The following is a 21976-nucleotide window of genomic DNA, read 5'->3' on the forward strand; positions in this document are numbered from 1 at the left end:
CAGGGAATGCATAACCCCTGTAGGAGCGGCTTTAGCCGCGAAGAGGCCGGCACAGGCAACAACCTTTCTCAATGCTGCTCCCCAGCCCGCTTCAGCAGCTTCTTGCAGCGCTCGGACAGATGCACCACCCGCAACTGCTTGCCCGCCCTCGCATACCGCTCCCGCAAGGTCTTCAACGCGGCAATCGCCGAATAATCGACAAAGCTTAAATGCTGGCAATCCAGGGTCACCTTGGCCGGGTCGTTAGCCGGGTCGAACTGGTTCAGGAACACCGTAGTCGAGGCAAAGAACAGCGTGCCATGCACCTGGTAATGCTTGCCCTCCTCTGCATCCTCATGGCTGTCGGCATACAGCTCCCGTGCATGCTGCCAGGCAAAGTTCACCGCCGCGATGACGATGCCGAACAGCACTGCCACCGCCAGGTCGGTGAGCACCGTTACCACGGTCACGGCAATGATCGCCAGCACATCGCTCAGCGGCACCTTGTGCAGCACCCGCAACGACGCCCAGGCAAAGGTCTGCTGCGCCACCACGAACATCACCCCGACCAGCGCCGCCAGCGGAATACGCTCGATCAGCGGCGACAGGAATAGCACGAACAGCAAGACCATCACCCCGGCCACCACACCCGACAGCCGGCCACGGCCATTGGAGCTGAGGTTGATCACCGTCTGGCCGATCATCGCGCAACCACCCATGCCACCGCACAGGCCGGAAACCATGTTGGCCGCGCCCAGCGCCACGCACTCGCGGTCCGGGTAGCCGCGGCTCTCGGTGATTTCATCGGTCAGGTTGAGCGTGAGCAGGGTTTCCAGCAGGCCGACCATGGCCATCAGCACCGCGTAGGGGGCGATGATCTTCAGGGTATCGAGGTTCCACGGCACGTCCGGCAGGGCCAGCTGCGGCAGGCCACCGGCGATGCGCGCCATGTCGCCCAGGGTGCGTGTGGGCAGGCCGAGCAGGTACACCAGCAAACCAACGCCAAGGATCGCCACCAGCGCTGGCGGCACCGCACGGGTCAACTTCGGCAGCACGTAGACCACCGCCATGGTCAGCGCCACCAGGCCGATCATCAGGTACAGCGGCGTGCCGCCGAGCCAGTGCCCGCCCTCCTTGAAGTGCTCCAGCTGGGCCATGGCAATGACGATCGCCAGGCCGTTGACGAAGCCGAGCATCACCGGGTACGGCACCAACCGCACCAGCTTGCCCAGGCGCAGCAAGCCGAACAGGATCATCACCACGCCGCCCAGCAAAACCGTGGCCAGCAGGTACTGCGCACCGTGCTGCACCACCAGCGCAACGATCACCACCGCCATCGAGCCGGCGGCACCGGAAATCATCCCCGGCCGACCACCGAACAGCGCCGTCAGGGTGCAGATGATGAAGGCGCCATACAGGCCCATCAGCGGGTTGAGGTGAGCCACCAGGGCAAAGGCGATGCACTCGGGCACCAGGGCGAATGAGGTGGTCAGGCCGGCGAGCACGTCGGCGCGAAGTCGGGCGGGTTTCATGGGCATCCTGTGGTGCAGTCCGGATGGACGGATCGAAAACAAGCGGGCGCGATGTTACGGAATTTGTCTGGCAGCGGCCACCGTTCAGCGCACCCGCTCCCGGCTTTGCACGGCCAGGTCCAGAGCGCGCTGCATGTCCAGGCGCGCCGAACGCCCCAGGTCGGGGTGGTTCAGTTGGCCGCCACGCTCAGACGGCAGGATCGGCGCCGTCAGGTCCTCGGCGTCCATCGCTTCGAAATCCTGCTCTGCGCCCAGGGTCAAGGCGCTGCGCCGCAACAGCATGCGCACCTGTTCGGGGGTCAGCGCCGGGTTGATCGACAGCATCGTCGCCACGGTTGCGGTCACCAGCGGTGTTGCGTACGACGTGCCACAATGCGCAGCGCCCGCACCCGGGCGAATGCAGGCCGCCGCACTGACATCCACGCGCATGTCGATGTTGGAGCTATGACGCTTGCGCACATGGCCAGGGTGTTCGACCGCCACTGACCTGTCACTGCGCTGGTGCCCGCCCACCACCAGCAATTGTTCGGTGATGAACGACGATGGCAGGCGATATTCATCGGTACCCGACCAGGACGCACCATTACCCGCCGAGTTGACCACCACCACATCAGGGTGCTCGGCGCGCAGCCACAGGAAGAACTCCTCGAGCAGTTCCTCATAGCCACTCATGGCCAGCCCGGAACGCACCAGCGAATCGACTTCGTCACCTTTGACATCGCGCGCCCCTACCCGATGGATGCCCCAGCTCCAGTTCAACACCCGCACCCCATCCTCGACCAGGTTCACCGATGCAGCGATGTTGGCGGTGATACCGGCATCCGAGTTGCGCTCGACAATCACCTCGAAGCCAGGACTGTGCTTGCCCAGCCTTGGCAAAAAGCCTTCATCCGGGTTCGCCAGGATACCGGCCACATGGTTGCCGTGACTGCCTGGGCGGTCACCGTCGCGCGCATACAGGCACGTCTGCGCCTGCTCGCAGCGCCCTTGATAATGGCTGAAGCCTGGCGCGTCGAAGTCCACCTCTCGCTCGATCACCCCGACCCGCACCGGTTGCACCGGCAAGCTGGAAGCGGCAATTCGCCGCTGGTAGTAGTACAGCGCGTCCATGAAGCGGTTGGAGGCCCACTCATCCGCCTGATCGATGGCCAGGGCGTCACGCCCGCTGCCTTCCTCGCCACGCTCCGGGGCAGACTCCTCGACAATCACTGCATCCACGCTGACTTCACTGCCCATGCGCAGGATCATCGCGTCGCGCTGCACCAGGTCGCCCACCGGCAAGCGCAACTGGTAGACATTCAGCGGCGGTATGGCACCCACGACCTGGGCGCCGTACTTCCCGGCGATCCGTCGGGCTTCGCCGAGGCCATCATGTTTTTCCTCGATCAAAAGGCTTACCAGGTCCACATAGGTGGTGAGGCCATCCATGTTCTTCGCCACTTCATCAGGCCCGGCGGCCACAACATGGCTGCGCTGGCGGGTCAGCCAAACCGGGTTGCTGGTGCGCTCGCCGTCCTCCAGCCACAGCGGAGCACTGCGCAGGGCTTGTTCGGCCAATTTCAGCGTAAGCCGGTCACCTTGCCGCTCGAAATCGGCTGTCGACAGCCGCACACCACCGAGCCAGACCGTCGGCGGCTGCGCCCCGAGCCCCTCGGCGCGCAGGCACCATTGCTGCTGGCCATCGCCAAACAGGTCGCCGCAACGCTGCAGCTGTTTGATGCGCAACGCATCAGCTGCAGCCTGGGCACCAAGGCTGCAAAGCCACAACAACAGGATCAGACCACGCTTCATGCCATCAGCCCCATTCACTCCCTGTGAATGCGACTGACGGGAAAGATCAAAGGTTCAGCTATGGCGGACAGCCGTCTCGCCCCAGGTGCTTTCGTAGCCACTTCCCCATCATCGACATGATCCAGACCCGGCAGGAAGTCAGTAAATTTGCCATCATGTCCATTCCACCTGCGGAGATCATGGACATGCCGCTACGCCCCCTATTCGCCGCCTTGCTGCTGGCCGCCAGCCTCACCGCCCAGGCCGCCACCGAGGTATTGCCGCTACAACACCGCAGCAGCGCCGAACTGCTGCCCGCCGCCCAGGCCTTCATCGGCAAGGATGGCACGGTCAGCGCCTTCGAGAACAAGCTGATCGTCAACGCCAGCCCCGAGCGCATCGACGACCTGCGCACCCTGCTGCAACAGCTGGACACCGCACCCAAGCGCCTGTTGATCAGCGTCGACAACAACGACAGCAACTTCCAGGACAACCGTGGCAACGCACGTGTCATCCACTACGGCACCAGCAACCGTGACGGCGGCATGCAGCAGATTCAGGCCAGCGAAGGCCAGCCGGCGCTGATCCAGGTCGGCCAGAGCATCCCGATCACCAGCACCAGCACCGACGGCTACGGGAGCATCCAGAGCAATACCGAATACCGCAACGTGACCCAGGGTTTCTACGTCACGCCCAGCTTGAGCGGCGATACGGTTCGTCTGCAAATAAGCACCAATAATGACCGCATCAGCCAGGAACGTGCTGATGTAGTGAAAGTGCAAAGCACCGACACGACAATCACCGGCAAGCTCGGAGAATGGATCACCCTGGCCGGCTACAACCAGCAGAGCCAAGCCGACCGTAGCGCGTCAAGCCACAGTTACAGCACCCAACGGGGTGAAAACATGACTTTGCGTGTCAAAGTCGACCTTCTCGACTGATCCCAGGCAATTCAAGGCCTCGACCAAAGGCCTTGAAACTGACTGCCAAGTCGCATTAGACCAAAGATGTAGTAAGTGAAAAAAACCACTACAAAACATTTGACAGGGTCTTTTTCCCAAGGGCATGATGGCCTCGCTCCCGCTAATCAGGGGCCCTGGCAAGGGCCTTCGAGGCGCACTCCTCCCACCCCTGGAGGCGTCTCGTGTCTATACGGCCCACAAGGCGGTTCGACGGGATTGCGACTGCAACGAAGAAGTTGTCCCGAGGGACGGAAGCGCATCACCGCAGTACTGGCAATCGCGTAGCACCGCAGCAAGGCAACCACGAGCCAACCTGCCGGAGCACCCTTTCGCCTGGCCTGCACACCCTTCCCCTTCGAGCCTTCGCGTTCGCCGCCGCACTCCTGCGAACAGGACAGCCGCCAGCTCCTGATCTGCTCCGAGCATCAGCACAATTACCCCAAGATCGATGCGACGAGGTTTATTTCCATGGCACTGACACGCGAACAGCAAATTGCAGCCCTCGAGAAAGACTGGGCCGAGAACCCGCGCTGGAAAGGCGTGACCCGTACCTACACCGCCGCTGATGTCGTTCGCCTGCGTGGCTCCCTGCAGCCGGAGCACACCCTGGCCCGCCTGGGTGCAGAAAAACTGTGGAAGCTGGTCACCGAAGGTGCCCACCCGTCCTTCCGCCCAGAAAAAGATTTCGTCAACTGCATGGGCGCCCTGACCGGCGGCCAGGCAGTGCAGCAGGTCAAGGCCGGCATCCAGGCCATCTACCTGTCCGGCTGGCAGGTTGCCGCCGACAACAACTCGGCCGAGTCCATGTACCCTGACCAGTCGCTGTACCCGGTCGACTCGGTACCGACCGTGGTCAAGCGCATCAACAACGCCTTCCGCCGCGCCGACCAGATCCAGTGGAAAGCTGGCAAGAACCCGGGCGACGATGGCTACATCGACTACTTCGCACCGATCGTGGCCGACGCCGAAGCCGGTTTCGGTGGCGTACTGAACGCCTACGAGCTGATGAAGAACATGATCGAAGCAGGCGCCGCCGGCGTGCACTTCGAAGACCAGCTGGCCTCGGTGAAAAAATGCGGCCACATGGGTGGCAAGGTGCTGGTACCGACCCAGGAAGCCGTGCAAAAGCTGGTGGCCGCGCGCCTGGCAGCTGACGTATCGGGCGTGCCGACCATCATCCTGGCCCGTACCGACGCCAACGCCGCCGACCTGCTGACCAGCGACTGCGACCCGTACGACCAGCCGTTCGTGATTGGCGAGCGCACCCGTGAAGGCTTCTACAAGGTACGCGCCGGCCTCGACCAGGCCATCGCCCGCGGCCTGGCCTACGCACCGTACGCTGACCTGATCTGGTGTGAAACCGCCAAGCCGGACCTGGACGAAGCCCGCCGCTTCGCCGAAGCGATCAAGAAGGAGTACCCGGACCAGATCCTGTCGTACAACTGCTCGCCTTCCTTCAACTGGAAGAAGAACCTGGACGACGCGACCATCGCCAAGTTCCAGCGCGAACTGTCGGCCATGGGCTACAAGCACCAGTTCATCACCCTGGCCGGCATCCACAACATGTGGCACGGCATGTTCAACCTGGCGCACGACTACGCCCGCAACGACATGACCGCCTACGTGAAGCTGCAGGAGCAGGAGTTCGCTGACGCCAACAAAGGCTACACCTTCGTGGCGCACCAGCAGGAAGTGGGCACTGGCTACTTCGACGACATGACCACCGTGATTCAGGGTGGCGCATCGTCGGTGACTGCACTGACCGGTTCGACCGAGGAAGAGCAGTTCCACTGATAGTGGGTTGCTGTTGAAGAAAGGCCCGAGCCTTGCTGAAGCCCCGGGCCTTTCTTTTTGGTCTGTACCACACCCTTCAAGGACAACAGGTTAGCGCCGAACATGTGGGAGCGGCCTTGCGTCGCGAAAGGGCCGCAAAGCGGCCCCGGCAATCTTGCGATGATGCACAAATCCCGGGGGCGCTTCGCACCCCAATCGCGACGCAAGGCCGCTCCCACAGGAGAAATCGCGCCTGTCGGTAGTACCTCAGTGCTTCATGCCCAGCTCCGCATCATCCATCAGCGCCTTGGCCATCGCGCTCAGATAGTGGGCGGCCCAGATCATCATCGGTTTCTCATCCATCAGGCCGGTGATGGTCAGTTCGCGCACGTAACCCATCAATTCCGAGGACTGCTCGCGGGCGTCTCGACAGGGAATGCCTGGTTCGATGCGGAACAGTGGGTGGGTGCCGTTTTCGCCTTGGTAGAACGTGGTCTTGCCGACAGTGAATTGGGTGTCTTCTGTGGTCATTTTTGAATCCCCTGAAAATTCTCGACTGCCTGGACGGGCCCTTTCGCGGGTAAACCCGCTCCCACAGGGACTGTGCAAGCCTTGAAGACTGAGGTGATCCTGTGGGAGCGGGTTCACCCGCGAAGAGGCCCGCCCAGACAACACATCACTCAAGCCTCAGTGCAAAGTCCGAGGCTCTGCGGGCATCTGCACCTGGATCACTGCCGACTCAAGCAAAGCCCGCAGCGCCTCAAGCTCATGCATCGAGGTCATCATCAGGATCGACGCCGGTGATTTGGGCTGCAGCAGCAAGGCCTGATGCACCACGGTCGCCGCGCACAGCGCGTAGTCGGCGGCCTGGATCAGGGTGTCTTCGAGGGAATGGGGGTTGTGGGGTGGATCGGGGACAACTTTCAGCATGACTCGCTCCTTTCTTTCCTGTTTGGCTACCATCCGCCCGCTGTCAAACGGTTGGGTGGCAGCTATGCGCGGGTTGACAGACCGGTGGAAAGAAAGAAAGACCGGCGCACGCGAGCGTGCCCACACGCACAGCCGCCATTGAGGCAAAGCGAGTGCACCTTCTTTCAATTCCGGCCTGTCAAAGCCGTGTCGTTGATGTGCAACGACACGCCGAGACTAGAGCGCTGCCACAACAGCCGCAACGGAAAAAAGGCGACAGGAGTATGTTTGGGAAATGGCCTACATGGAAGGGGACAAATCTGTTTTATGCCGCACTTCGACAGCGCCTGCACCGGCCTATTCGCGGGTAAACCCGCTCCCACAGGGCCTGTGTAAGTCTTGATGACTGTGGTGATCCTGTGGGAGCGGGCATGCCCGCGAAAGGGCCGGTACAGGAGGAAGCAAAACCCACGATCAGGTCTATGCTTGAGGCTACACAGCCGCAAGGACCGCCCATGCTTCGTCCAAGCCACCTGATGATTCTCGCCCTGGTCGCCGCCGCCCTCTATATATATGCACTGGCCAGCGACAACACCCTGCTCGCCCTGCTGGCCAAACCGATCCCGGTACTGGCCCTGATCGCCTGGCTGCGCAGTGCTCCCGCCACACCTTATCGCCGCTGGATCACCCTCGGCCTGGCATTCTCGGTACTCGGCGACATCCTGCTGGCCATCCCCGCCGACCTGTTCGTGTTCGGCCTGGCCGCCTTCCTCTGCGCCCACCTGGCCTACCTGCGCGCCTATTGCAGCCAGACCCTGCGCCCAGCCCTGCCCGCACTGCTGCTGAGCGCCATCACCGGTATCACTTTGCTCGGCGTACTGGCCAGCCACGGCCTCGGCCCGCTACTGATCCCGGTCGTGCTCTATGCCTTGGCCATCAGCGCCATGCTCTGGCGCGCCCTGGCCTGCGGCGGGCTCGCCGCGCTCGGCGCCTGCCTGTTCGTGCTCTCCGACAGCCTGATCGGTATCGACCGCTTCGTCAGCCCGCTCGCCGCCGCGCCGTACCTGATCATCCTCACCTACTGGCTCGGCCAGTGGGCGATCGCTTCATCAGCCAGTCATCGCTCAATCGATAAAGTATTGACCCAGGGCGGGGCAAGCGGTGTCGAAAGCTGCTAGAACAGGCGTTTTTCGCATTTGCAAGTAGGGGGAATCGCCAGATGAACTTTACAAGACGCAGAACAGGGGAAATATCAGGCATCAGGTCAAATGATATCAATTATCATTACGAAACTTGCAATTCGTTACCCGTCGCAAGAAACATAATTAACAAAACCGCACGCAATGCCCGAATCTCAAGGCTTTCAGCCAGTTACAAGCGGCTTTTGTACTTAATCCTACGAATAAATTTGCGACAGAAATTTTACTTGCACGGGGTTTACCCATAAAATCAGCGCGATTGATTCAGCTGCGACATTTGGTCACTGCATGTGCGACACCAAGTCGCCGCTCTACACTTATTTCAGACTGCAGAGCTGGGTCTCTGTATAAGGATCTCTAGCATGTCCGATTCGGCAGGACTCATCGCCCACAACTGGGGCTTTGCCATCTTCCTCCTGGGTGTCGTCGGCCTGTGCGCCTTCATGCTCGGCCTGTCCAGCCTGCTCGGTAGCAAGGCCTGGGGCCGCGCCAAGAACGAACCCTTCGAATCCGGCATGCTGCCCGTCGGCAGCGCCCGCCTGCGCCTGTCCGCCAAATTCTATCTGGTCGCGATGCTGTTCGTGATCTTCGATATCGAAGCCCTCTTTCTCTTTGCATGGTCTGTGTCCGTCCGCGAAAGCGGCTGGACCGGATTCGTCGAAGCACTCGTTTTCATAGCAATTCTGTTGGCTGGTCTTGTCTACCTATGGCGCGTCGGGGCTCTTGATTGGGCTCCCGAAGGTCGCCGCAAGCGGCAAGCGAAGCTGAAACAATGAGGCTTTGGCATGCAATACAATCTCACCAGAATCGATCCGGATGCGCCCAACGAGCAGTACCCGGTCGGTGAACGGGAAACCGTCACCGATCAACTGCTGGAGGACCAGGTCCACAAGAACATCTTCATGGGCAAGCTTGAAGATGTGCTGCGTGGCGCGGTCAACTGGGGCCGCAAGAACTCCCTCTGGCCGTACAACTTCGGCCTGTCCTGCTGCTACGTGGAAATGACCACGGCCTTCACGGCACCCCACGACATCGCCCGCTTCGGCGCCGAAGTCATCCGGGCATCGCCGCGTCAGGCCGACTTCATGGTCATCGCCGGTACCTGCTTCGTGAAGATGGCGCCGATCATCCAGCGCCTGTACGAGCAGATGCTCGAGCCGAAATGGGTCATCTCCATGGGTTCGTGCGCCAACTCCGGCGGCATGTACGACATCTACTCGGTCGTTCAGGGGGTCGACAAGTTCCTCCCCGTGGACGTCTATGTGCCTGGCTGCCCGCCACGCCCTGAGGCTTTCCTGCAAGGCTTGATGCTGCTGCAGGAGTCGATCGGCCAAGAACGACGCCCGCTTTCCTGGGTTGTTGGTGATCAAGGTATTTACCGTGCCGAGATGCCAGCCCAGAAAGACCTGCGTCGTGAGCAGCGCATTGCAGTAACCAACCTGCGCAGCCCCGACGAAGTCTGATCCAGCGACCTGCCGCCCGCTCCCCTGGAGCCGGCGGCCTGGCTTCATTCTTAACGTTGACCCAAAGCGACCGAGACCATGACAGCGGACAACGCTATTTTCATTCCGCCCTACAAGGCTGACGACCAGGATGTGGTCGTCGAACTGCACAACCGTTTTGGCGCCGAAGCATTCGTCGCCCAGGAAACCCGCACCGGCATGCCCGTGCTGTGGGTCAAGCGCGAGCAGCTCAAGGAAGTGCTCAGCTTCCTGCGCGGCGTGGCCAAACCGTACAGCATGCTGTATGACCTGCACGGCGTCGACGAGCGCCTGCGCACCCAGCGCCGCGGCCTGCCAGCCGCCGACTTCAGCGTGTTCTACCACCTGCTGTCGATCGAGCGTAACAGCGATGTAATGATCAAGGTGTCGCTCAGCGAAGGTGACCTGAACCTGCCGACCGTGACCGGTATCTGGCCGAACGCCAACTGGTACGAGCGCGAAGTCTGGGACATGTTCGGCATCGACTTTGCCGGCCACCCGCACCTCAGCCGCATCATGATGCCGCCCACCTGGGAAGGCCACCCGCTACGCAAGGACTACCCGGCCCGCGCCACCGAGTTCGATCCCTACAGCCTGACCCTGGCCAAGCAGCAGCTTGAAGAGGAATCGGCACGCTTCAACCCGGAAGCCTGGGGCATGAAGCGCCAGGGCGCCAACGAGGACTACATGTTCCTCAACCTCGGCCCCAACCACCCTTCCGCGCACGGTGCCTTCCGTATCGTCCTGCAGCTGGACGGTGAAGAGATCGTCGACTGCGTACCGGACATCGGCTACCACCACCGTGGCGCCGAGAAAATGGCCGAGCGCCAGTCCTGGCACAGCTTCATCCCCTACACCGACCGTATCGACTACCTCGGCGGGGTAATGAACAACCTGCCGTACGTGCTCGCGGTCGAGAAGCTGGCCGGCATCAAGGTGCCACAGAAGGTCGACACCATCCGCGTGATGCTGGCCGAGTTCTTCCGTATCACCAGCCACCTGCTGTTCCTGGGTACCTACATCCAGGACGTCGGCGCCATGACCCCGGTGTTCTTCACCTTCACCGACCGCCAGCGCGCGTACACCGTGATCGAAGCGATCACCGGCTTCCGCCTGCACCCGGCCTGGTACCGCATCGGTGGCGTCGCCCACGACCTGCCACGCGGCTGGGACAAGCTGGTCAAGGACTTCGTCGAATGGCTGCCCAAGCGCCTCGACGAGTACGAAAAGGCTGCCCTGCAGAACAGCATCCTCAAGGGCCGTACCATCGGCGTTGCCGCGTACAACACCAAGGAAGCCCTGGCCTGGGGTACCACCGGTGCCGGCCTGCGTGCCACCGGTTGCGACTTCGACCTGCGTAAAGCCCGCCCCTACTCCGGCTACGAGAACTTCGAGTTCGAAGTACCGCTGGCCCACAACGGCGATGCCTACGATCGCTGCATGGTCCGTGTCGAAGAGATGCGCCAGAGTATCCGCATCATCGACCAGTGCCTGCGCAACATGCCGGAAGGCCCGTACAAGGCGGATCACCCGCTGACCACGCCGCCACCGAAAGAGCGCACCCTGCAGCACATCGAAACCCTGATCACGCACTTCCTGCAAGTCTCGTGGGGCCCGGTCATGCCGGCCAACGAGTCGTTCCAGATGATCGAGGCGACCAAGGGCATCAACAGTTACTACCTGACGAGCGATGGCGGCACCATGAGCTACCGCACCCGGATCCGCACCCCGAGCTACCCGCACCTGCAGCAGATCCCTTCGGTGATCAAAGGCAGCATGGTCGCCGACCTCATTGCGTACCTGGGCAGTATCGACTTCGTTATGGCTGACGTGGACCGCTAAGCATGAACAGCACGCTTATCCAGACAGACCGTTTCGCCCTGAGCGAAACCGAGCGCTCGGCCATCGAGCACGAAATGCATCACTACGAGGACCCGCGCGCGGCGTCCATCGAAGCCCTGAAGATCGTCCAGAAGGAACGTGGCTGGGTGCCGGACGGCGCCATCCACGCCATCGGCGAAGTACTGGGCATCCCGGCCAGCGACGTCGAAGGTGTCGCCACCTTCTACAGCCAGATCTTCCGTCAGCCGGTCGGCCGCCACATCATCCGCGTGTGCGACAGCATGGTCTGCTACATCGGCGGCCATGAATCCGTGGTCAGCCAGATTCAAAGCGAACTGGGCATCGGCCTGGGCCAGACCACCGCCGACGGGCGCTTCACCCTGCTGCCGGTATGCTGCCTGGGCAACTGCGACAAGGCCCCGGCGCTGATGATCGACGACGACACCTTCGGTGACGTGCAGCCGGCTGGCGTTTCCAAACTGCTGGAGGGTTACGTATGACCATTACTTCCTTCGGCCCGGCCAACCGCATCGCGCGCACGGCCGAAACCCACCCGCTGACTTGGCGCCTGCGTGACGACGGCGAGCCGGTCTGGCTTGCCGAGTACGAATCGAAGAACGGCTACGCTGCCGCCCGCAAGGCGCTGGCGCAGATGTCGGCCGACGACATCGTGCAAAGCGTCAAGGACTCCGGCCTCAAGGGCCGCGGTGGTGCAGGCTTCCCCACTGGCGTGAAGTGGGGGCTGATGCCCAAAGACGAATCCATGAACATCCGCTACCTGCTGTGCAACGCGGACGAAATGGAGCCGAACACCTGGAAGGACCGCATGCTGATGGAGCAACAGCCCCATCTGCTGGTCGAGGGCATGCTGATCAGCGCCCGCGCCCTGAAGGCCTACCGTGGCTACATCTTCCTGCGTGGCGAATACACCACCGCAGCGAAAAACCTCAACCGCGCCATCGAGGAAGCCAAGGCCGCCGGCCTGCTGGGCAAGAACATCCTCGGCAGCGGTTTCGATTTCGAGCTGTTCGTGCACACCGGTGCCGGCCGCTACATCTGTGGTGAAGAAACCGCACTGATCAACTCGCTGGAAGGCCGCCGCGCCAACCCGCGCTCCAAGCCGCCCTTCCCTGCCGCCGTTGGCGTGTGGGGCAAGCCGACTTGCGTGAACAACGTCGAAACCCTGTGCAACGTCCCGGCCATCGTCGCCAACGGCAACGACTGGTACAAGTCGCTGGCCCGCGAAGGCAGCGAAGACCACGGCACCAAGCTGATGGGCTTCTCCGGCAAGGTGAAGAACCCGGGCCTGTGGGAACTGCCGTTCGGCGTCACCGCCCGCGAACTGTTCGAAGACTATGCCGGCGGCATGCGCGACGGCTTCAAGCTCAAGTGCTGGCAGCCAGGCGGCGCCGGTACCGGCTTCCTGCTGCCCGAGCACCTCGACGCGCAGATGTACGCCGGCGGCATCGCCAAGGTCGGCACCCGCATGGGTACCGGTCTGGCCATGGCGGTGGACGACAGCATCAACATGGTTTCGCTGCTGCGCAACATGGAAGAGTTCTTCGCCCGCGAGTCGTGCGGCTGGTGCACTCCATGCCGTGACGGCCTGCCGTGGAGCGTGAAGATGCTGCGCGCACTGGAAAAAGGCCAGGGCCGCGCCGAAGACATCGAGACGCTGCTGGGCCTGGTCAACTTCCTCGGCCCTGGCCGTACCTTCTGTGCTCACGCACCAGGTGCCGTCGAGCCGCTGGGCAGTGCCATCAAATACTTCCGGTCCGAGTTCGAGGCCGGTGTCGCTCCAGCTGCGGCTGGCGATGCCCTGCGCCCCAACCTGGCCAAGCCGATCGTGGTCGGCGCATAACAAGATGATTAAGGCGGGTGGTCCGTGCCACTCGCCAGCTTGCCGGCAGGCCCGAGAAATCGTGGCGTGTCGCAAGCTCACCGATTTCCATTAGCCACGCCCGCTCACGCGGGCCAACGAAGAACTTTGAACAATGGCCACTATCCACGTAGACGGCAAAGCGCTCGAAGTCAACGGTGCAGACAACCTGTTACAGGCCTGTCTGTCGCTCGGCCTCGACATCCCTTATTTCTGCTGGCACCCGGCGCTTGGTAGCGTTGGCGCCTGCCGGCAGTGCGCGGTCAAGCAGTACACCGACGAGAACGACACCCGCGGTCGTATCGTCATGTCCTGCATGACCCCTGCCTCCGACGGCACCTGGATCTCCATCGACGATGAAGAGTCCAAGGCGTTCCGCGCCAGCGTCGTCGAATGGCTGATGACCAACCACCCGCACGACTGCCCGGTGTGCGAGGAAGGCGGTCACTGCCACCTGCAGGACATGACGGTAATGACCGGCCACAACGAGCGCCGCTACCGTTTCACCAAGCGTACCCACCAGAACCAGGACCTCGGCCCGTTCATCGCCCATGAGATGAACCGCTGCATCGCCTGCTACCGCTGCGTGCGCTACTACAAGGACTATGCCGGTGGTACCGACCTGGGCGTTTACGGCGCCCACGACAACGTGTACTTCGGCCGCGTCGAAGACGGCGTGCTGGAAAGCGAATTCTCCGGCAACCTGACCGAGGTCTGCCCGACCGGCGTGTTCACCGACAAGACCCACTCCGAGCGCTACAACCGCAAGTGGGACATGCAGTTTGCCCCGAGCATCTGCCACGGCTGCTCCAGCGGCTGCAACATCAGCCCGGGCGAGCGCTACGGCGAACTGCGCCGGGTGGAAAACCGCTTCAACGGTTCGGTCAACCAGTACTTCCTGTGCGACCGTGGCCGCTTCGGCTATGGCTACGTCAACCGCAAGGATCGCCCACGCCAGCCACACCTGGCCGACGGCACCAAGCTGGGCCTGGACGCCGCCCTGGACAAGGCCGCCGACCTGCTGCGCGGCCGTACCATCGTCGGTATCGGCTCGCCACGCGCCAGCCTGGAAAGCAACTACGGCCTGCGTGAGCTGGTCGGTGCCGAGTACTTCTACTCGGGCATGGAAGCCGGTGAACTGGCCCGCGTACGCCTGGCCCTGAACGTGCTGAACAACAGCCCGCTGCCGGTGCCGACCCTGCGCGACATCGAAGACCACGACGCCGTGTTCGTGCTCGGTGAAGACCTGACCCAGACCGCTGCCCGCGTCGCCCTGGCCGTGCGCCAGGCCACCAAGGGCAAGGCCGAGGCCATGGCCGAAGCGATGAAGGTGCAGCCGTGGCTCGACGCCGCCGTGAAGAACATCGGCCAGCACGCGCTGTACCCGCTGTTCATCGCTTCGCTGGCTGAAACCAAGCTGGACGACGTCGCCGAAGAATGCGTGCACGCCGCCCCGGCCGACCTGGCCCGCATCGGTTTCGCCGTGGCCCACGCCATCGACCCGAGCGCCCCTGCCGTAGAAGGCCTGGACGCCGAAGCGAAAGCCCTGGCCCAGCGCATCGCCGACGCCCTGGTCGCGGCCAAGCGCCCACTGGTCGTGGCCGGTACCTCGCTGGCCGACCCGGCGCTGATCGAAGCCGCCGCCAACATCGCCAAGGCGCTGAAGCTGCGCGAGAAGAACGGCTCGCTGAGCCTGGTGGTGCCTGAAGCCAACAGCCTCGGCCTGGCCATGCTCGGTGGCGAGTCGGTCGATGCCGCGCTGGACGCGGTCATCAGCGGCAAGGCCGACGCCATCGTCGTGCTGGAAAACGACCTGTACGCCCGCGTACCGGCCGCCAAGGTCGATGCAGCCCTGGCCGCGGCCAAGGTAGTGATCGTTGCCGACCACTCGAAAACCCCGACTGTCGACCGCGCCCACCTGGTGCTGCCGGCCGCCTCGTTCGCCGAAGGCGACGGTACCCTGGTCAGCCAGGAAGGCCGTGCCCAGCGCTTCTTCCAGGTATTCGACCCGCAATACCTGGACAGCAGCATCCAGATCCACGAAGGCTGGCGCTGGATGCACGCCCTGCGTGCCACCCTGCTGAACAAGCCGGTCGACTGGACCCAGCTGGACCACGTTACCAGCGCCTGCGCCGAAGCCGCCCCGCAACTGGCCGGCATCGTCAACGCCGCGCCAAGCGCCGCGTTCCGCATCAAGGGCATGAAACTGGCCCGTGAGCCGCTGCGCTACTCCGGCCGTACCGCCATGCGCGCCAACATCAGCGTGCACGAGCCTCGTACCCCGCAAGACAAGGACACCGCGTTCGCCTTCTCCATGGAAGGCTATTCGGGTTCGGCCGAACCGCGCCAGCAGGTGCCGTTCGCCTGGTCGCCGGGCTGGAACTCGCCGCAAGCCTGGAACAAGTTCCAGGACGAGGTCGGTGGCCACCTGCGTGCCGGTGACCCGGGCGTTCGCCTGATCGAATCGCAAGGCGACCGCCTGCACTGGTTCAACGCCATTCCGGGCGCCTTCAACCCGGCCCGTGGCACCTGGACTGCCGTACCGTTCTTCCATCTGTTCGGCAGCGAAGAAAGCTCCTCGCGCGCCGCACCGGTACAAGAGCGCATCCCGGCAGCCTACGTGGCCCTGGCCAAGTCCGAAGCCGACCGCCTGGGCGTCAACGACGGTGCCCTGCTGAGCCTGAACGTTGCCGGTGTGGCCCTGCGCCTGCCGCTGCGTATCAATGAAGAGCTGGGCGCTGGCCTGGTCGCGTTGCCGAAAGGCCTGGCCGGCATTCCGCCTGCCATCTTCGGTGCATCCGTCGAAGGTCTGCAGGAGGCAGCACAATGAGCTGGTTCACCCCCGAAGTGATCGATGTGATCCTGACCGTGCTGCGGGCCATCGTGGTCCTGCTGGCGGTGGTGGTCTGCGGCGCGCTGCTCAGCTTCGTCGAGCGCCGCCTGCTGGGCTGGTGGCAGGACCGTTACGGTCCGAACCGCGTCGGCCCGTTCGGCATGTTCCAGATCGCTGCCGACATGCTGAAGATGTTCTTCAAGGAAGACTGGAACCCGCCCTTCGTCGACCGCGTGATCTTCACCCTGGCACCGGTAGTGGCCATGAGCGCCCTGCTGATCGCCTTTGTGGTCATCCCGATCACCCCGACCTGGGGCGTCGCCGACCTGAACATCGGCCTGCTGTTCTTCTTCGCCATGGCCGGCCTGTCTGTCTACGCAGTGCTGTTCGCCGGCTGGTCGTCGAACAACAAGTACGCCCTGCTGGGCAGCTTGCGTGCCTCGGCACAGACCGTGTCGTACGAAGTGTTCCTGGGCCTGGCGCTGATGGGCGTGGTGGTGCAGGTGGGTTCGTTCAACATGCGCGACATCGTTGAATACCAGGCCCAGAACCTGTGGTTCATCATTCCGCAGTTCTTCGGCTTCTGCACCTTCTTCATCGCTGGCGTCGCCGTGACTCACCGTCACCCGTTCGACCAGCCAGAAGCGGAACAGGAACTGGCCGACGGCTACCACATCGAGTATGCCGGCATGAAATGGGGCATGTTCTTCGTCGGTGAGTACATCGGCATCATCCTCATCTCGGCGCTGCTGGTAACCCTGTTCTTCGGCGGCTGGCACGGCCCGTTCGGCATCCTGCCGCAACTGTCGTTCCTGTGGTTCGCGCTGAAGACCGCGTTCTTCATCATGCTGTTCATCCTGCTGCGCGCCTCGATCCCGCGCCCACGCTATGACCAGGTGATGGACTTCAGCTGGAAGTTCTGCCTGCCGCTGACCCTGATCAATTTGCTGGTGACCGCTGCGATCGTGCTCTACAACACGCCAGCCGTCGCGGCCCAGTGAGGATTTGACCCATGTTCAAGTATATCGGCGACATCGTTAAGGGCACCGGCACCCAGCTGCGCAGCCTGGCAATGGTGTTCTCCCACGGGTTCCGCAAGCGCGACACCCTGCAGTACCCCGAAGAACCCGTGTACCTGCCGCCGCGCTACCGCGGCCGCATCGTCCTCACCCGCGACCCCGATGGCGAGGAGCGCTGCGTAGCGTGCAACCTCTGCGCGGTGGCCTGCCCGGTCGGCTGCATCTCGCTGCAGAAGGCCGAGACCGAGGACGGCCGCTGGTACCCGGAGTTCTTCCGCATCAACTTCTCGCGCTGCATCTTCTGCGGCCTGTGTGAAGAAGCGTGCCCGACCACCGCGATCCAGCTGACTCCGGATTTCGAAATGGCCGAGTTCAAGCGTCAGGACCTGGTGTACGAGAAAGAAGATCTGCTGATCTCCGGCCCCGGCAAGAACCCTGACTACAACTTCTACCGTGTTGCCGGCATGGCAATCGCTGGCAAGCCGAAGGGCTCTGCACAGAACGAAGCCGAGCCGATCAACGTGAAGAGCTTGCTCCCATAAGGACAGAAAGATGGAATTCGCTTTCTACTTCGCATCCGGGATCGCCGTGGTCTCCACCCTTCGGGTGGTGACCGGCACCAACCCCGTGCACGCCTTGCTTTACCTGATCATTTCGCTGATTTCCGTGGCCATGATCTTCTTCGCCCTGGGTGCGCCGTTCGCCGGCGCCCTGGAAGTGATCGCCTACGCCGGCGCCATCATGGTGCTGTTCGTGTTCGTGGTGATGATGCTCAACCTCGGGCCGGCTTCGGTCGCCCAGGAACGGGGCTGGCTCAAGCCCGGTATCTGGGCCGGGCCGGTGATCCTCGCCGCCCTGCTCCTGCTGGAGCTGCTGTACGTGCTGTTCGTCACCCCGAGCGGCGCCGGCATCAGCGGTACCACCGTGGGCCCGAAAGAAGTCGGCATCAGCCTGTTCGGCCCCTACCTGCTGGTGGTCGAACTGGCTTCGATGCTGCTGCTGGCCGCGGCCGTCACCGCCTTCCACCTGGGCCGCAACGAGGCGAAGGAGTAAATCATGGGTGCTATCCCTCTCGAGCATGGTCTGGCAGTCGCCGGCATCCTGTTCTGCTTAGGTCTGGTTGGCCTGATGGTCCGCCGCAACATCCTCTTCGTGCTCATGAGCCTGGAAGTCATGATGAACGCCTCTGCCCTGGCGTTCGTCGTCGCCGGTGCCCGTTGGGTCCAGCCCGACGGCCAGGTGATGTTCATTCTGGTGATCAGCCTGGCAGCCGCCGAGGCCAGTATTGGCCTGGCCATCCTGCTGCAGCTGTATCGCCGCTTCCACACTCTCGACATCGATGCTGCCAGTGAGATGCGCGGATGAACCTTCTCTTCCTGACTTTCGTCTTCCCCCTCGTCGGCTTCCTGCTGCTGTCGTTCTCGCGCGGGCGGTTCTCGGAGAACCTGTCCGCCCTGATCGGCGTCGGCTCGGTAGGCCTTTCGGCCGCCACCGCCGCCTACGTCATCTGGCAATTCAACGTCGCCCCGCCTGAAGGCGGCGCGTACAGCCAGCTGCTGTGGCAGTGGATGTCGGTGGACGGCTTCGCGCCGAACTTCACCCTGTACCTGGACGGCCTGTCGGTCACCATGCTCGGCGTGGTCACCGGTGTCGGCTTCCTGATCCACCTGTTCGCCTCCTGGTACATGCGTGGCGAAGCCGGCTACTCGCGCTTCTTCGCGTACACCAACCTGTTCATCGCCAGCATGCTGTTCCTGGTGCTGGGCGACAACCTGCTGTTCATCTACTTCGGCTGGGAAGGCGTGGGCCTGTGCTCGTACCTGTTGATCGGTTTCTACTACAGCAACCGCAACAACGGTAACGCGGCACTCAAGGCATTCATCGTCACCCGTATCGGCGACGTGTTCATGGCCATCGGCCTGTTCATCCTGTTCGTCCAGCTGGGTACCCTGAACGTGCAGGAACTGCTGGTGCTGGCCCCGCAGAAGTTCCAGGCTGGCGACACCTGGATGGTGCTGGCAACCCTGATGCTGCTGGGTGGTGCAGTCGGTAAATCGGCCCAGCTGCCACTGCAGACCTGGCTGGCCGACGCGATGGCCGGCCCTACTCCGGTCTCCGCGCTGATCCACGCGGCAACCATGGTGACCGCGGGCGTGTACCTGATCGCCCGTACCAACGGCCTGTTCCTGCTGGCGCCGGACATCCTGCACCTGGTAGGCGTGGTCGGTGGCGTGACCCTGGTACTGGCCGGCTTCGCCGCGCTGGTACAGACCGACATCAAGCGTATCCTCGCCTACTCGACCATGAGCCAGATCGGCTACATGTTCCTGGCCCTGGGCGTTGGCGCCTGGGACGCGGCTATCTTCCACCTGATGACCCACGCCTTCTTCAAGGCGCTGCTGTTCCTTGCCTCCGGTGCGGTGATCGTTGCCTGCCACCACGAGCAGGACATCTTCAAGATGGGCGGCCTGTGGAAGAAACTGCCGCTGGCCTACGCCAGCTTCGTGGTCGGTGGCGCTGCCCTGGCTGCACTGCCGATCGTGACCGTGGGCTTCTACTCCAAGGACGAGATCCTCTGGGAAGCCTTCGCCAGCGGCAACACCGGCCTGCTGTACGCCGGCCTGGTCGGTGCGTTCATGACCTCGCTGTACACCTTCCGCCTGATCTTCATCGCCTTCCACGGCGAAGCCAAGACCGAAGCCCATGCTGGCCACGGCATCAGCCACTGGCTGCCGCTGGGCGTGCTGATCGTGCTGTCGACCTTCGTCGGCGCCTGGATCACCCCGCCGCTGGCAGGCGTGCTGCCTGAAAGCGCCGGCCACGCCGGTGGCGAAGCCAAGCATGCGCTGGAGCTCACTTCGGGCGCCATCGCCATCGCCGGTATCCTGCTGTCGGCCCTGCTGTTCCTGGGCAAGCGCCGCTTCGTCAGCGCAGTCGCCAACAGCGGTATCGGTCGTGTCCTGTCGGCCTGGTGGTTCGCCGCCTGGGGCTTCGACTGGATCTACGACAAGCTGTTCGTCAAACCTTACCTGCTGATCAGCCACATCCTGCGCAAGGACCCGGTTGACCGCAGCATCGGCCTGATCCCTCGCCTGGCTCGCGGCGGCCATGTCGCCATGAGCAAGACCGAGACCGGCCAGCTGCGCTGGTACACCGCTTCGATCGCCGTTGGCGCAGTGCTGGTACTCGGCGCTGTGGTAGTGGCCGCGGTATGACCATGAACCTTGTGAACCTTGCGACCCTGCAAAAGGAAACGAACCCGTCATGATTTTGCCTTGGCTGATCCTGATCCCCTTCATCGGCGGCTTCCTGTGCTGGCTGGGTGAGCGCTTCGGCGCCACCCTGCCGCGCTGGATCGCGCTGCTGACCATGTCCCTGCTGCTCGGCATCGGCCTGTGGCTGTGGGGTAACGGCGACTACACCCTGGCCCCCGCTCCGGGCGCCGAGCCTGCCTGGGCCCTGGAATACAAAGTCCAGTGGATCCAGCGCTTCGGCATCAGCATCCACCTGGCCCTCGACGGCCTGTCGCTGCTGATGATCCTGCTCACCGGCCTGCTCGGTGTGCTGTCGGTACTGTGCTCCTGGAAAGAGATCCAGCGTCACGTCGGCTTCTTCCACCTCAACCTGATGTGGATCCTCGGCGGCGTGGTCGGTGTGTTCCTGGCCCTGGACCTGTTCCTGTTCTTCTTCTTCTGGGAAATGATGCTGGTGCCGATGTACTTCCTCATCGCGCTCTGGGGTCACAGCTCGTCGGACGGCAAGAAGACCCGGATCTACGCGGCGACCAAGTTCTTCATCTTCACCCAGGCCAGCGGCCTGATCATGCTGGTGGCGATCCTCGGCCTGGTGCTGGTCAACTACACCAACACCGGCGTGATCACCTTCAACTACAGCGACCTGCTCAAGGCCGAACTGCCAGCCGGTACCGAGTACCTGCTGATGCTGGGCTTCTTCATCGCCTTCGCGGTGAAGCTGCCGGTGGTGCCGTTCCACTCCTGGCTGCCTGACGCTCACGCCCAGGCACCGACCGCAGGCTCCGTGGACCTGGCCGGTATCTTGCTGAAGACTGCGGCCTACGGCCTGCTGCGCTTCGCCCTGCCGCTGTTCCCGAACGCCTCGGCAGAGTTCGCGCCAATCGCCATGACCCTGGGCCTGATCGGTATCTTCTACGGTGCCTTCCTGGCCTTCGCGCAAACCGACATCAAGCGCCTGGTCGCCTTCTCCAGCGTCTCGCACATGGGCTTCGTACTGATCGGTATCTACTCCGGCAGCCAGCAGGCCCTGCAAGGCGCGGTGATCCAGATGCTGGCCCACGGCCTGTCCGCTGCCGCGCTGTTCATCCTGGCCGGCCAGCTGTACGAGCGCCTGCACACCCGTGACATGCGCCAGATGGGTGGCCTGTGGCACCGCATCGCCTACCTGCCAGCCATCAGCCTGTTCTTCGCCGCCGCCTCCCTGGGCCTGCCCGGTACCGGCAACTTCGTCGGCGAGTTCCTGATCCTGATCGGCAGCTTCGCCAGCGTGCCGTGGATCACCGTGATCGCCACCACTGGCCTGGTGTTCGGTTCGGTGTACTCGCTGATCATGATCCACCGCGCCTACTTCGGCCCGGCCAAGACCGACACCGTGCTGGCCGGCATGGACGGTCGCGAGCTGATCATGGTCCTGGGTCTGGCGGTACTGCTGATCCTGCTGGGCGTGTATCCGCAGCCGTTCCTCGACACCTCTGCCGCCACCATGAGTGGTGTGCAGCAGTGGCTCGGTTCCGCTTTCACTCAACTCGCTTCGGCCCGGTAAG

19 protein-coding genes are annotated in these 21976 nt (G+C 63.1%); 15 read left to right on the top strand and 4 right to left on the bottom strand.

Going from position 1 to position 21976, the window contains the following annotated elements:
- Window positions 1-68: 68 nt before the first annotated feature.
- Together ABX298_RS01215 and ABX298_RS01220 are read right to left on the bottom strand one after the other, a co-directional pair.
- The gene (locus ABX298_RS01215) at window positions 69-1511 is read right to left on the bottom strand and encodes a SulP family inorganic anion transporter (protein ID WP_286100215.1); all 1443 of its coding nucleotides are present in this window, start codon (window positions 1509-1511) and stop codon (window positions 69-71) included.
- Between the two features lie 84 nt (window positions 1512-1595).
- Window positions 1596-3302 carry a S8/S53 family peptidase gene (locus ABX298_RS01220; protein ID WP_367393963.1) on the bottom strand — a complete coding sequence of 569 codons (1707 nt, stop codon included), beginning with the start codon at window positions 3300-3302 and terminating at the stop codon, window positions 1596-1598.
- A 155-nt stretch (window positions 3303-3457) separates the two neighbouring features.
- Between ABX298_RS01220 and ABX298_RS01225 the strand changes: the two genes are divergently transcribed.
- Entirely contained in the window at window positions 3458-4222 is a 765-nt protein-coding gene (locus tag ABX298_RS01225; protein WP_367393964.1) for a secretin N-terminal domain-containing protein, read from the top strand.
- Between the two features lie 489 nt (window positions 4223-4711).
- A complete protein-coding gene (aceA, locus tag ABX298_RS01230; protein WP_013973380.1) occupies window positions 4712-6037 on the top strand; it encodes an isocitrate lyase in 1326 nt (441 codons plus the stop codon).
- Between the two features lie 246 nt (window positions 6038-6283).
- On the opposite strand, the gene ABX298_RS01235 is transcribed toward aceA, so the two are convergent.
- Both ABX298_RS01235 and ABX298_RS01240 read right to left on the bottom strand, forming a co-directional pair.
- A complete protein-coding gene (locus tag ABX298_RS01235; protein ID WP_023660664.1) occupies window positions 6284-6547 on the bottom strand; it encodes a DUF3077 domain-containing protein in 264 nt (87 codons plus the stop codon).
- Between the two features lie 156 nt (window positions 6548-6703).
- Window positions 6704-6946, bottom strand: a complete 243-nt coding sequence (locus ABX298_RS01240; RefSeq protein WP_286100219.1) for a hypothetical protein — start codon at window positions 6944-6946, stop codon at window positions 6704-6706.
- A 494-nt stretch (window positions 6947-7440) separates the two neighbouring features.
- Here ABX298_RS01240 and ABX298_RS01245 point away from each other — a divergent pair, with 494 nt between their 5' ends.
- From ABX298_RS01245 to nuoM, 13 genes are all read left to right on the top strand, one after another.
- Window positions 7441-8103 carry a lysoplasmalogenase gene (locus ABX298_RS01245; protein ID WP_286100220.1) on the top strand — a complete coding sequence of 221 codons (663 nt, stop codon included), beginning with the start codon at window positions 7441-7443 and terminating at the stop codon, window positions 8101-8103.
- 383 nt (window positions 8104-8486) lie between these two features.
- Complete coding sequence (locus ABX298_RS01250) at window positions 8487-8900, top strand: NADH-quinone oxidoreductase subunit A (RefSeq protein ID WP_003251427.1); 414 nt, start codon at window positions 8487-8489, stop codon at window positions 8898-8900.
- A 9-nt stretch (window positions 8901-8909) separates the two neighbouring features.
- Entirely contained in the window at window positions 8910-9587 is a 678-nt protein-coding gene (locus ABX298_RS01255; protein WP_003251429.1) for an NADH-quinone oxidoreductase subunit B family protein, read from the top strand.
- 78 nt (window positions 9588-9665) lie between these two features.
- On the top strand, window positions 9666-11447 hold the full coding sequence (gene nuoC, locus ABX298_RS01260; RefSeq protein ID WP_013973384.1) for an NADH-quinone oxidoreductase subunit C/D: 1782 nt from the start codon (window positions 9666-9668) through the stop codon (window positions 11445-11447).
- A gap of 2 nt (window positions 11448-11449) precedes the next feature.
- Window positions 11450-11947, top strand: coding sequence for an NADH-quinone oxidoreductase subunit NuoE (gene nuoE, locus ABX298_RS01265; protein WP_003251433.1), 498 nt, complete (start codon window positions 11450-11452; stop codon window positions 11945-11947).
- Window positions 11944-13308 carry an NADH-quinone oxidoreductase subunit NuoF gene (nuoF, locus tag ABX298_RS01270; protein ID WP_085602199.1) on the top strand — a complete coding sequence of 455 codons (1365 nt, stop codon included), beginning with the start codon at window positions 11944-11946 and terminating at the stop codon, window positions 13306-13308. Before nuoE ends, nuoF begins: the two co-directional genes overlap by 4 nt.
- Before the next feature lie 133 nt (window positions 13309-13441).
- Window positions 13442-16156 carry an NADH-quinone oxidoreductase subunit NuoG gene (nuoG, locus tag ABX298_RS01275; protein WP_075045810.1) on the top strand — a complete coding sequence of 905 codons (2715 nt, stop codon included), beginning with the start codon at window positions 13442-13444 and terminating at the stop codon, window positions 16154-16156.
- Window positions 16153-17160, top strand: coding sequence for an NADH-quinone oxidoreductase subunit NuoH (gene nuoH / locus ABX298_RS01280; protein WP_003251440.1), 1008 nt, complete (start codon window positions 16153-16155; stop codon window positions 17158-17160). The genes nuoG and nuoH overlap by 4 nt, the downstream gene beginning before the upstream one ends.
- 11 nt (window positions 17161-17171) lie before the next feature.
- Entirely contained in the window at window positions 17172-17720 is a 549-nt protein-coding gene (gene nuoI / locus ABX298_RS01285) for an NADH-quinone oxidoreductase subunit NuoI (protein ID WP_003251442.1), read from the top strand.
- A 10-nt stretch (window positions 17721-17730) separates the two neighbouring features.
- On the top strand, window positions 17731-18231 hold the full coding sequence (gene nuoJ, locus ABX298_RS01290; RefSeq protein WP_003261007.1) for an NADH-quinone oxidoreductase subunit J: 501 nt from the start codon (window positions 17731-17733) through the stop codon (window positions 18229-18231).
- Between the two features lie 3 nt (window positions 18232-18234).
- Window positions 18235-18543 carry an NADH-quinone oxidoreductase subunit NuoK gene (gene nuoK, locus ABX298_RS01295; protein WP_003251446.1) on the top strand — a complete coding sequence of 103 codons (309 nt, stop codon included), beginning with the start codon at window positions 18235-18237 and terminating at the stop codon, window positions 18541-18543.
- The gene (gene nuoL / locus ABX298_RS01300; RefSeq protein ID WP_025339925.1) at window positions 18540-20393 is read left to right on the top strand and encodes an NADH-quinone oxidoreductase subunit L; all 1854 of its coding nucleotides are present in this window, start codon (window positions 18540-18542) and stop codon (window positions 20391-20393) included. Before nuoK ends, nuoL begins: the two co-directional genes overlap by 4 nt.
- Before the next feature lie 49 nt (window positions 20394-20442).
- Window positions 20443-21975: an NADH-quinone oxidoreductase subunit M gene (gene nuoM, locus ABX298_RS01305; protein WP_015271056.1), complete on the top strand. Its 1533-nt coding sequence runs from the start codon at window positions 20443-20445 to the stop codon at window positions 21973-21975.
- Window position 21976: the final 1 nt, after the last annotated feature.

Origin of the sequence: Pseudomonas sp. X4, assembly GCF_040784925.1 — a bacterium.
Classification (GTDB): Bacteria; Pseudomonadota; Gammaproteobacteria; order Pseudomonadales; family Pseudomonadaceae; genus Aquipseudomonas; species Aquipseudomonas putida_Z.

Coding starts and splice junctions, on each gene's coding strand:
- ABX298_RS01245 (WP_286100220.1), top strand. CDS start 7,441: ATGCTTCGTCCAAGCCACCTGATGATTCTCGCCCTGGTCGCCGCCGCC.
- ABX298_RS01250 (WP_003251427.1), top strand. CDS start 8,487: ATGTCCGATTCGGCAGGACTCATCGCCCACAACTGGGGCTTTGCCATC.
- nuoK (WP_003251446.1), top strand. CDS start 18,235: ATGGGTGCTATCCCTCTCGAGCATGGTCTGGCAGTCGCCGGCATCCTG.
- nuoM (WP_015271056.1), top strand. CDS start 20,443: ATGATTTTGCCTTGGCTGATCCTGATCCCCTTCATCGGCGGCTTCCTG.
- nuoJ (WP_003261007.1), top strand. CDS start 17,731: ATGGAATTCGCTTTCTACTTCGCATCCGGGATCGCCGTGGTCTCCACC.
- ABX298_RS01255 (WP_003251429.1), top strand. CDS start 8,910: ATGCAATACAATCTCACCAGAATCGATCCGGATGCGCCCAACGAGCAG.
- nuoG (WP_075045810.1), top strand. CDS start 13,442: ATGGCCACTATCCACGTAGACGGCAAAGCGCTCGAAGTCAACGGTGCA.
- ABX298_RS01235 (WP_023660664.1), bottom strand. CDS start 6,547: ATGACCACAGAAGACACCCAATTCACTGTCGGCAAGACCACGTTCTAC.
- nuoL (WP_025339925.1), top strand. CDS start 18,540: ATGAACCTTCTCTTCCTGACTTTCGTCTTCCCCCTCGTCGGCTTCCTG.
- ABX298_RS01240 (WP_286100219.1), bottom strand. CDS start 6,946: ATGCTGAAAGTTGTCCCCGATCCACCCCACAACCCCCATTCCCTCGAA.
- nuoI (WP_003251442.1), top strand. CDS start 17,172: ATGTTCAAGTATATCGGCGACATCGTTAAGGGCACCGGCACCCAGCTG.
- nuoH (WP_003251440.1), top strand. CDS start 16,153: ATGAGCTGGTTCACCCCCGAAGTGATCGATGTGATCCTGACCGTGCTG.
- ABX298_RS01215 (WP_286100215.1), bottom strand. CDS start 1,511: ATGAAACCCGCCCGACTTCGCGCCGACGTGCTCGCCGGCCTGACCACC.
- aceA (WP_013973380.1), top strand. CDS start 4,712: ATGGCACTGACACGCGAACAGCAAATTGCAGCCCTCGAGAAAGACTGG.
- nuoC (WP_013973384.1), top strand. CDS start 9,666: ATGACAGCGGACAACGCTATTTTCATTCCGCCCTACAAGGCTGACGAC.
- ABX298_RS01220 (WP_367393963.1), bottom strand. CDS start 3,302: ATGAAGCGTGGTCTGATCCTGTTGTTGTGGCTTTGCAGCCTTGGTGCC.
- ABX298_RS01225 (WP_367393964.1), top strand. CDS start 3,458: ATGTCCATTCCACCTGCGGAGATCATGGACATGCCGCTACGCCCCCTA.
- nuoF (WP_085602199.1), top strand. CDS start 11,944: ATGACCATTACTTCCTTCGGCCCGGCCAACCGCATCGCGCGCACGGCC.
- nuoE (WP_003251433.1), top strand. CDS start 11,450: ATGAACAGCACGCTTATCCAGACAGACCGTTTCGCCCTGAGCGAAACC.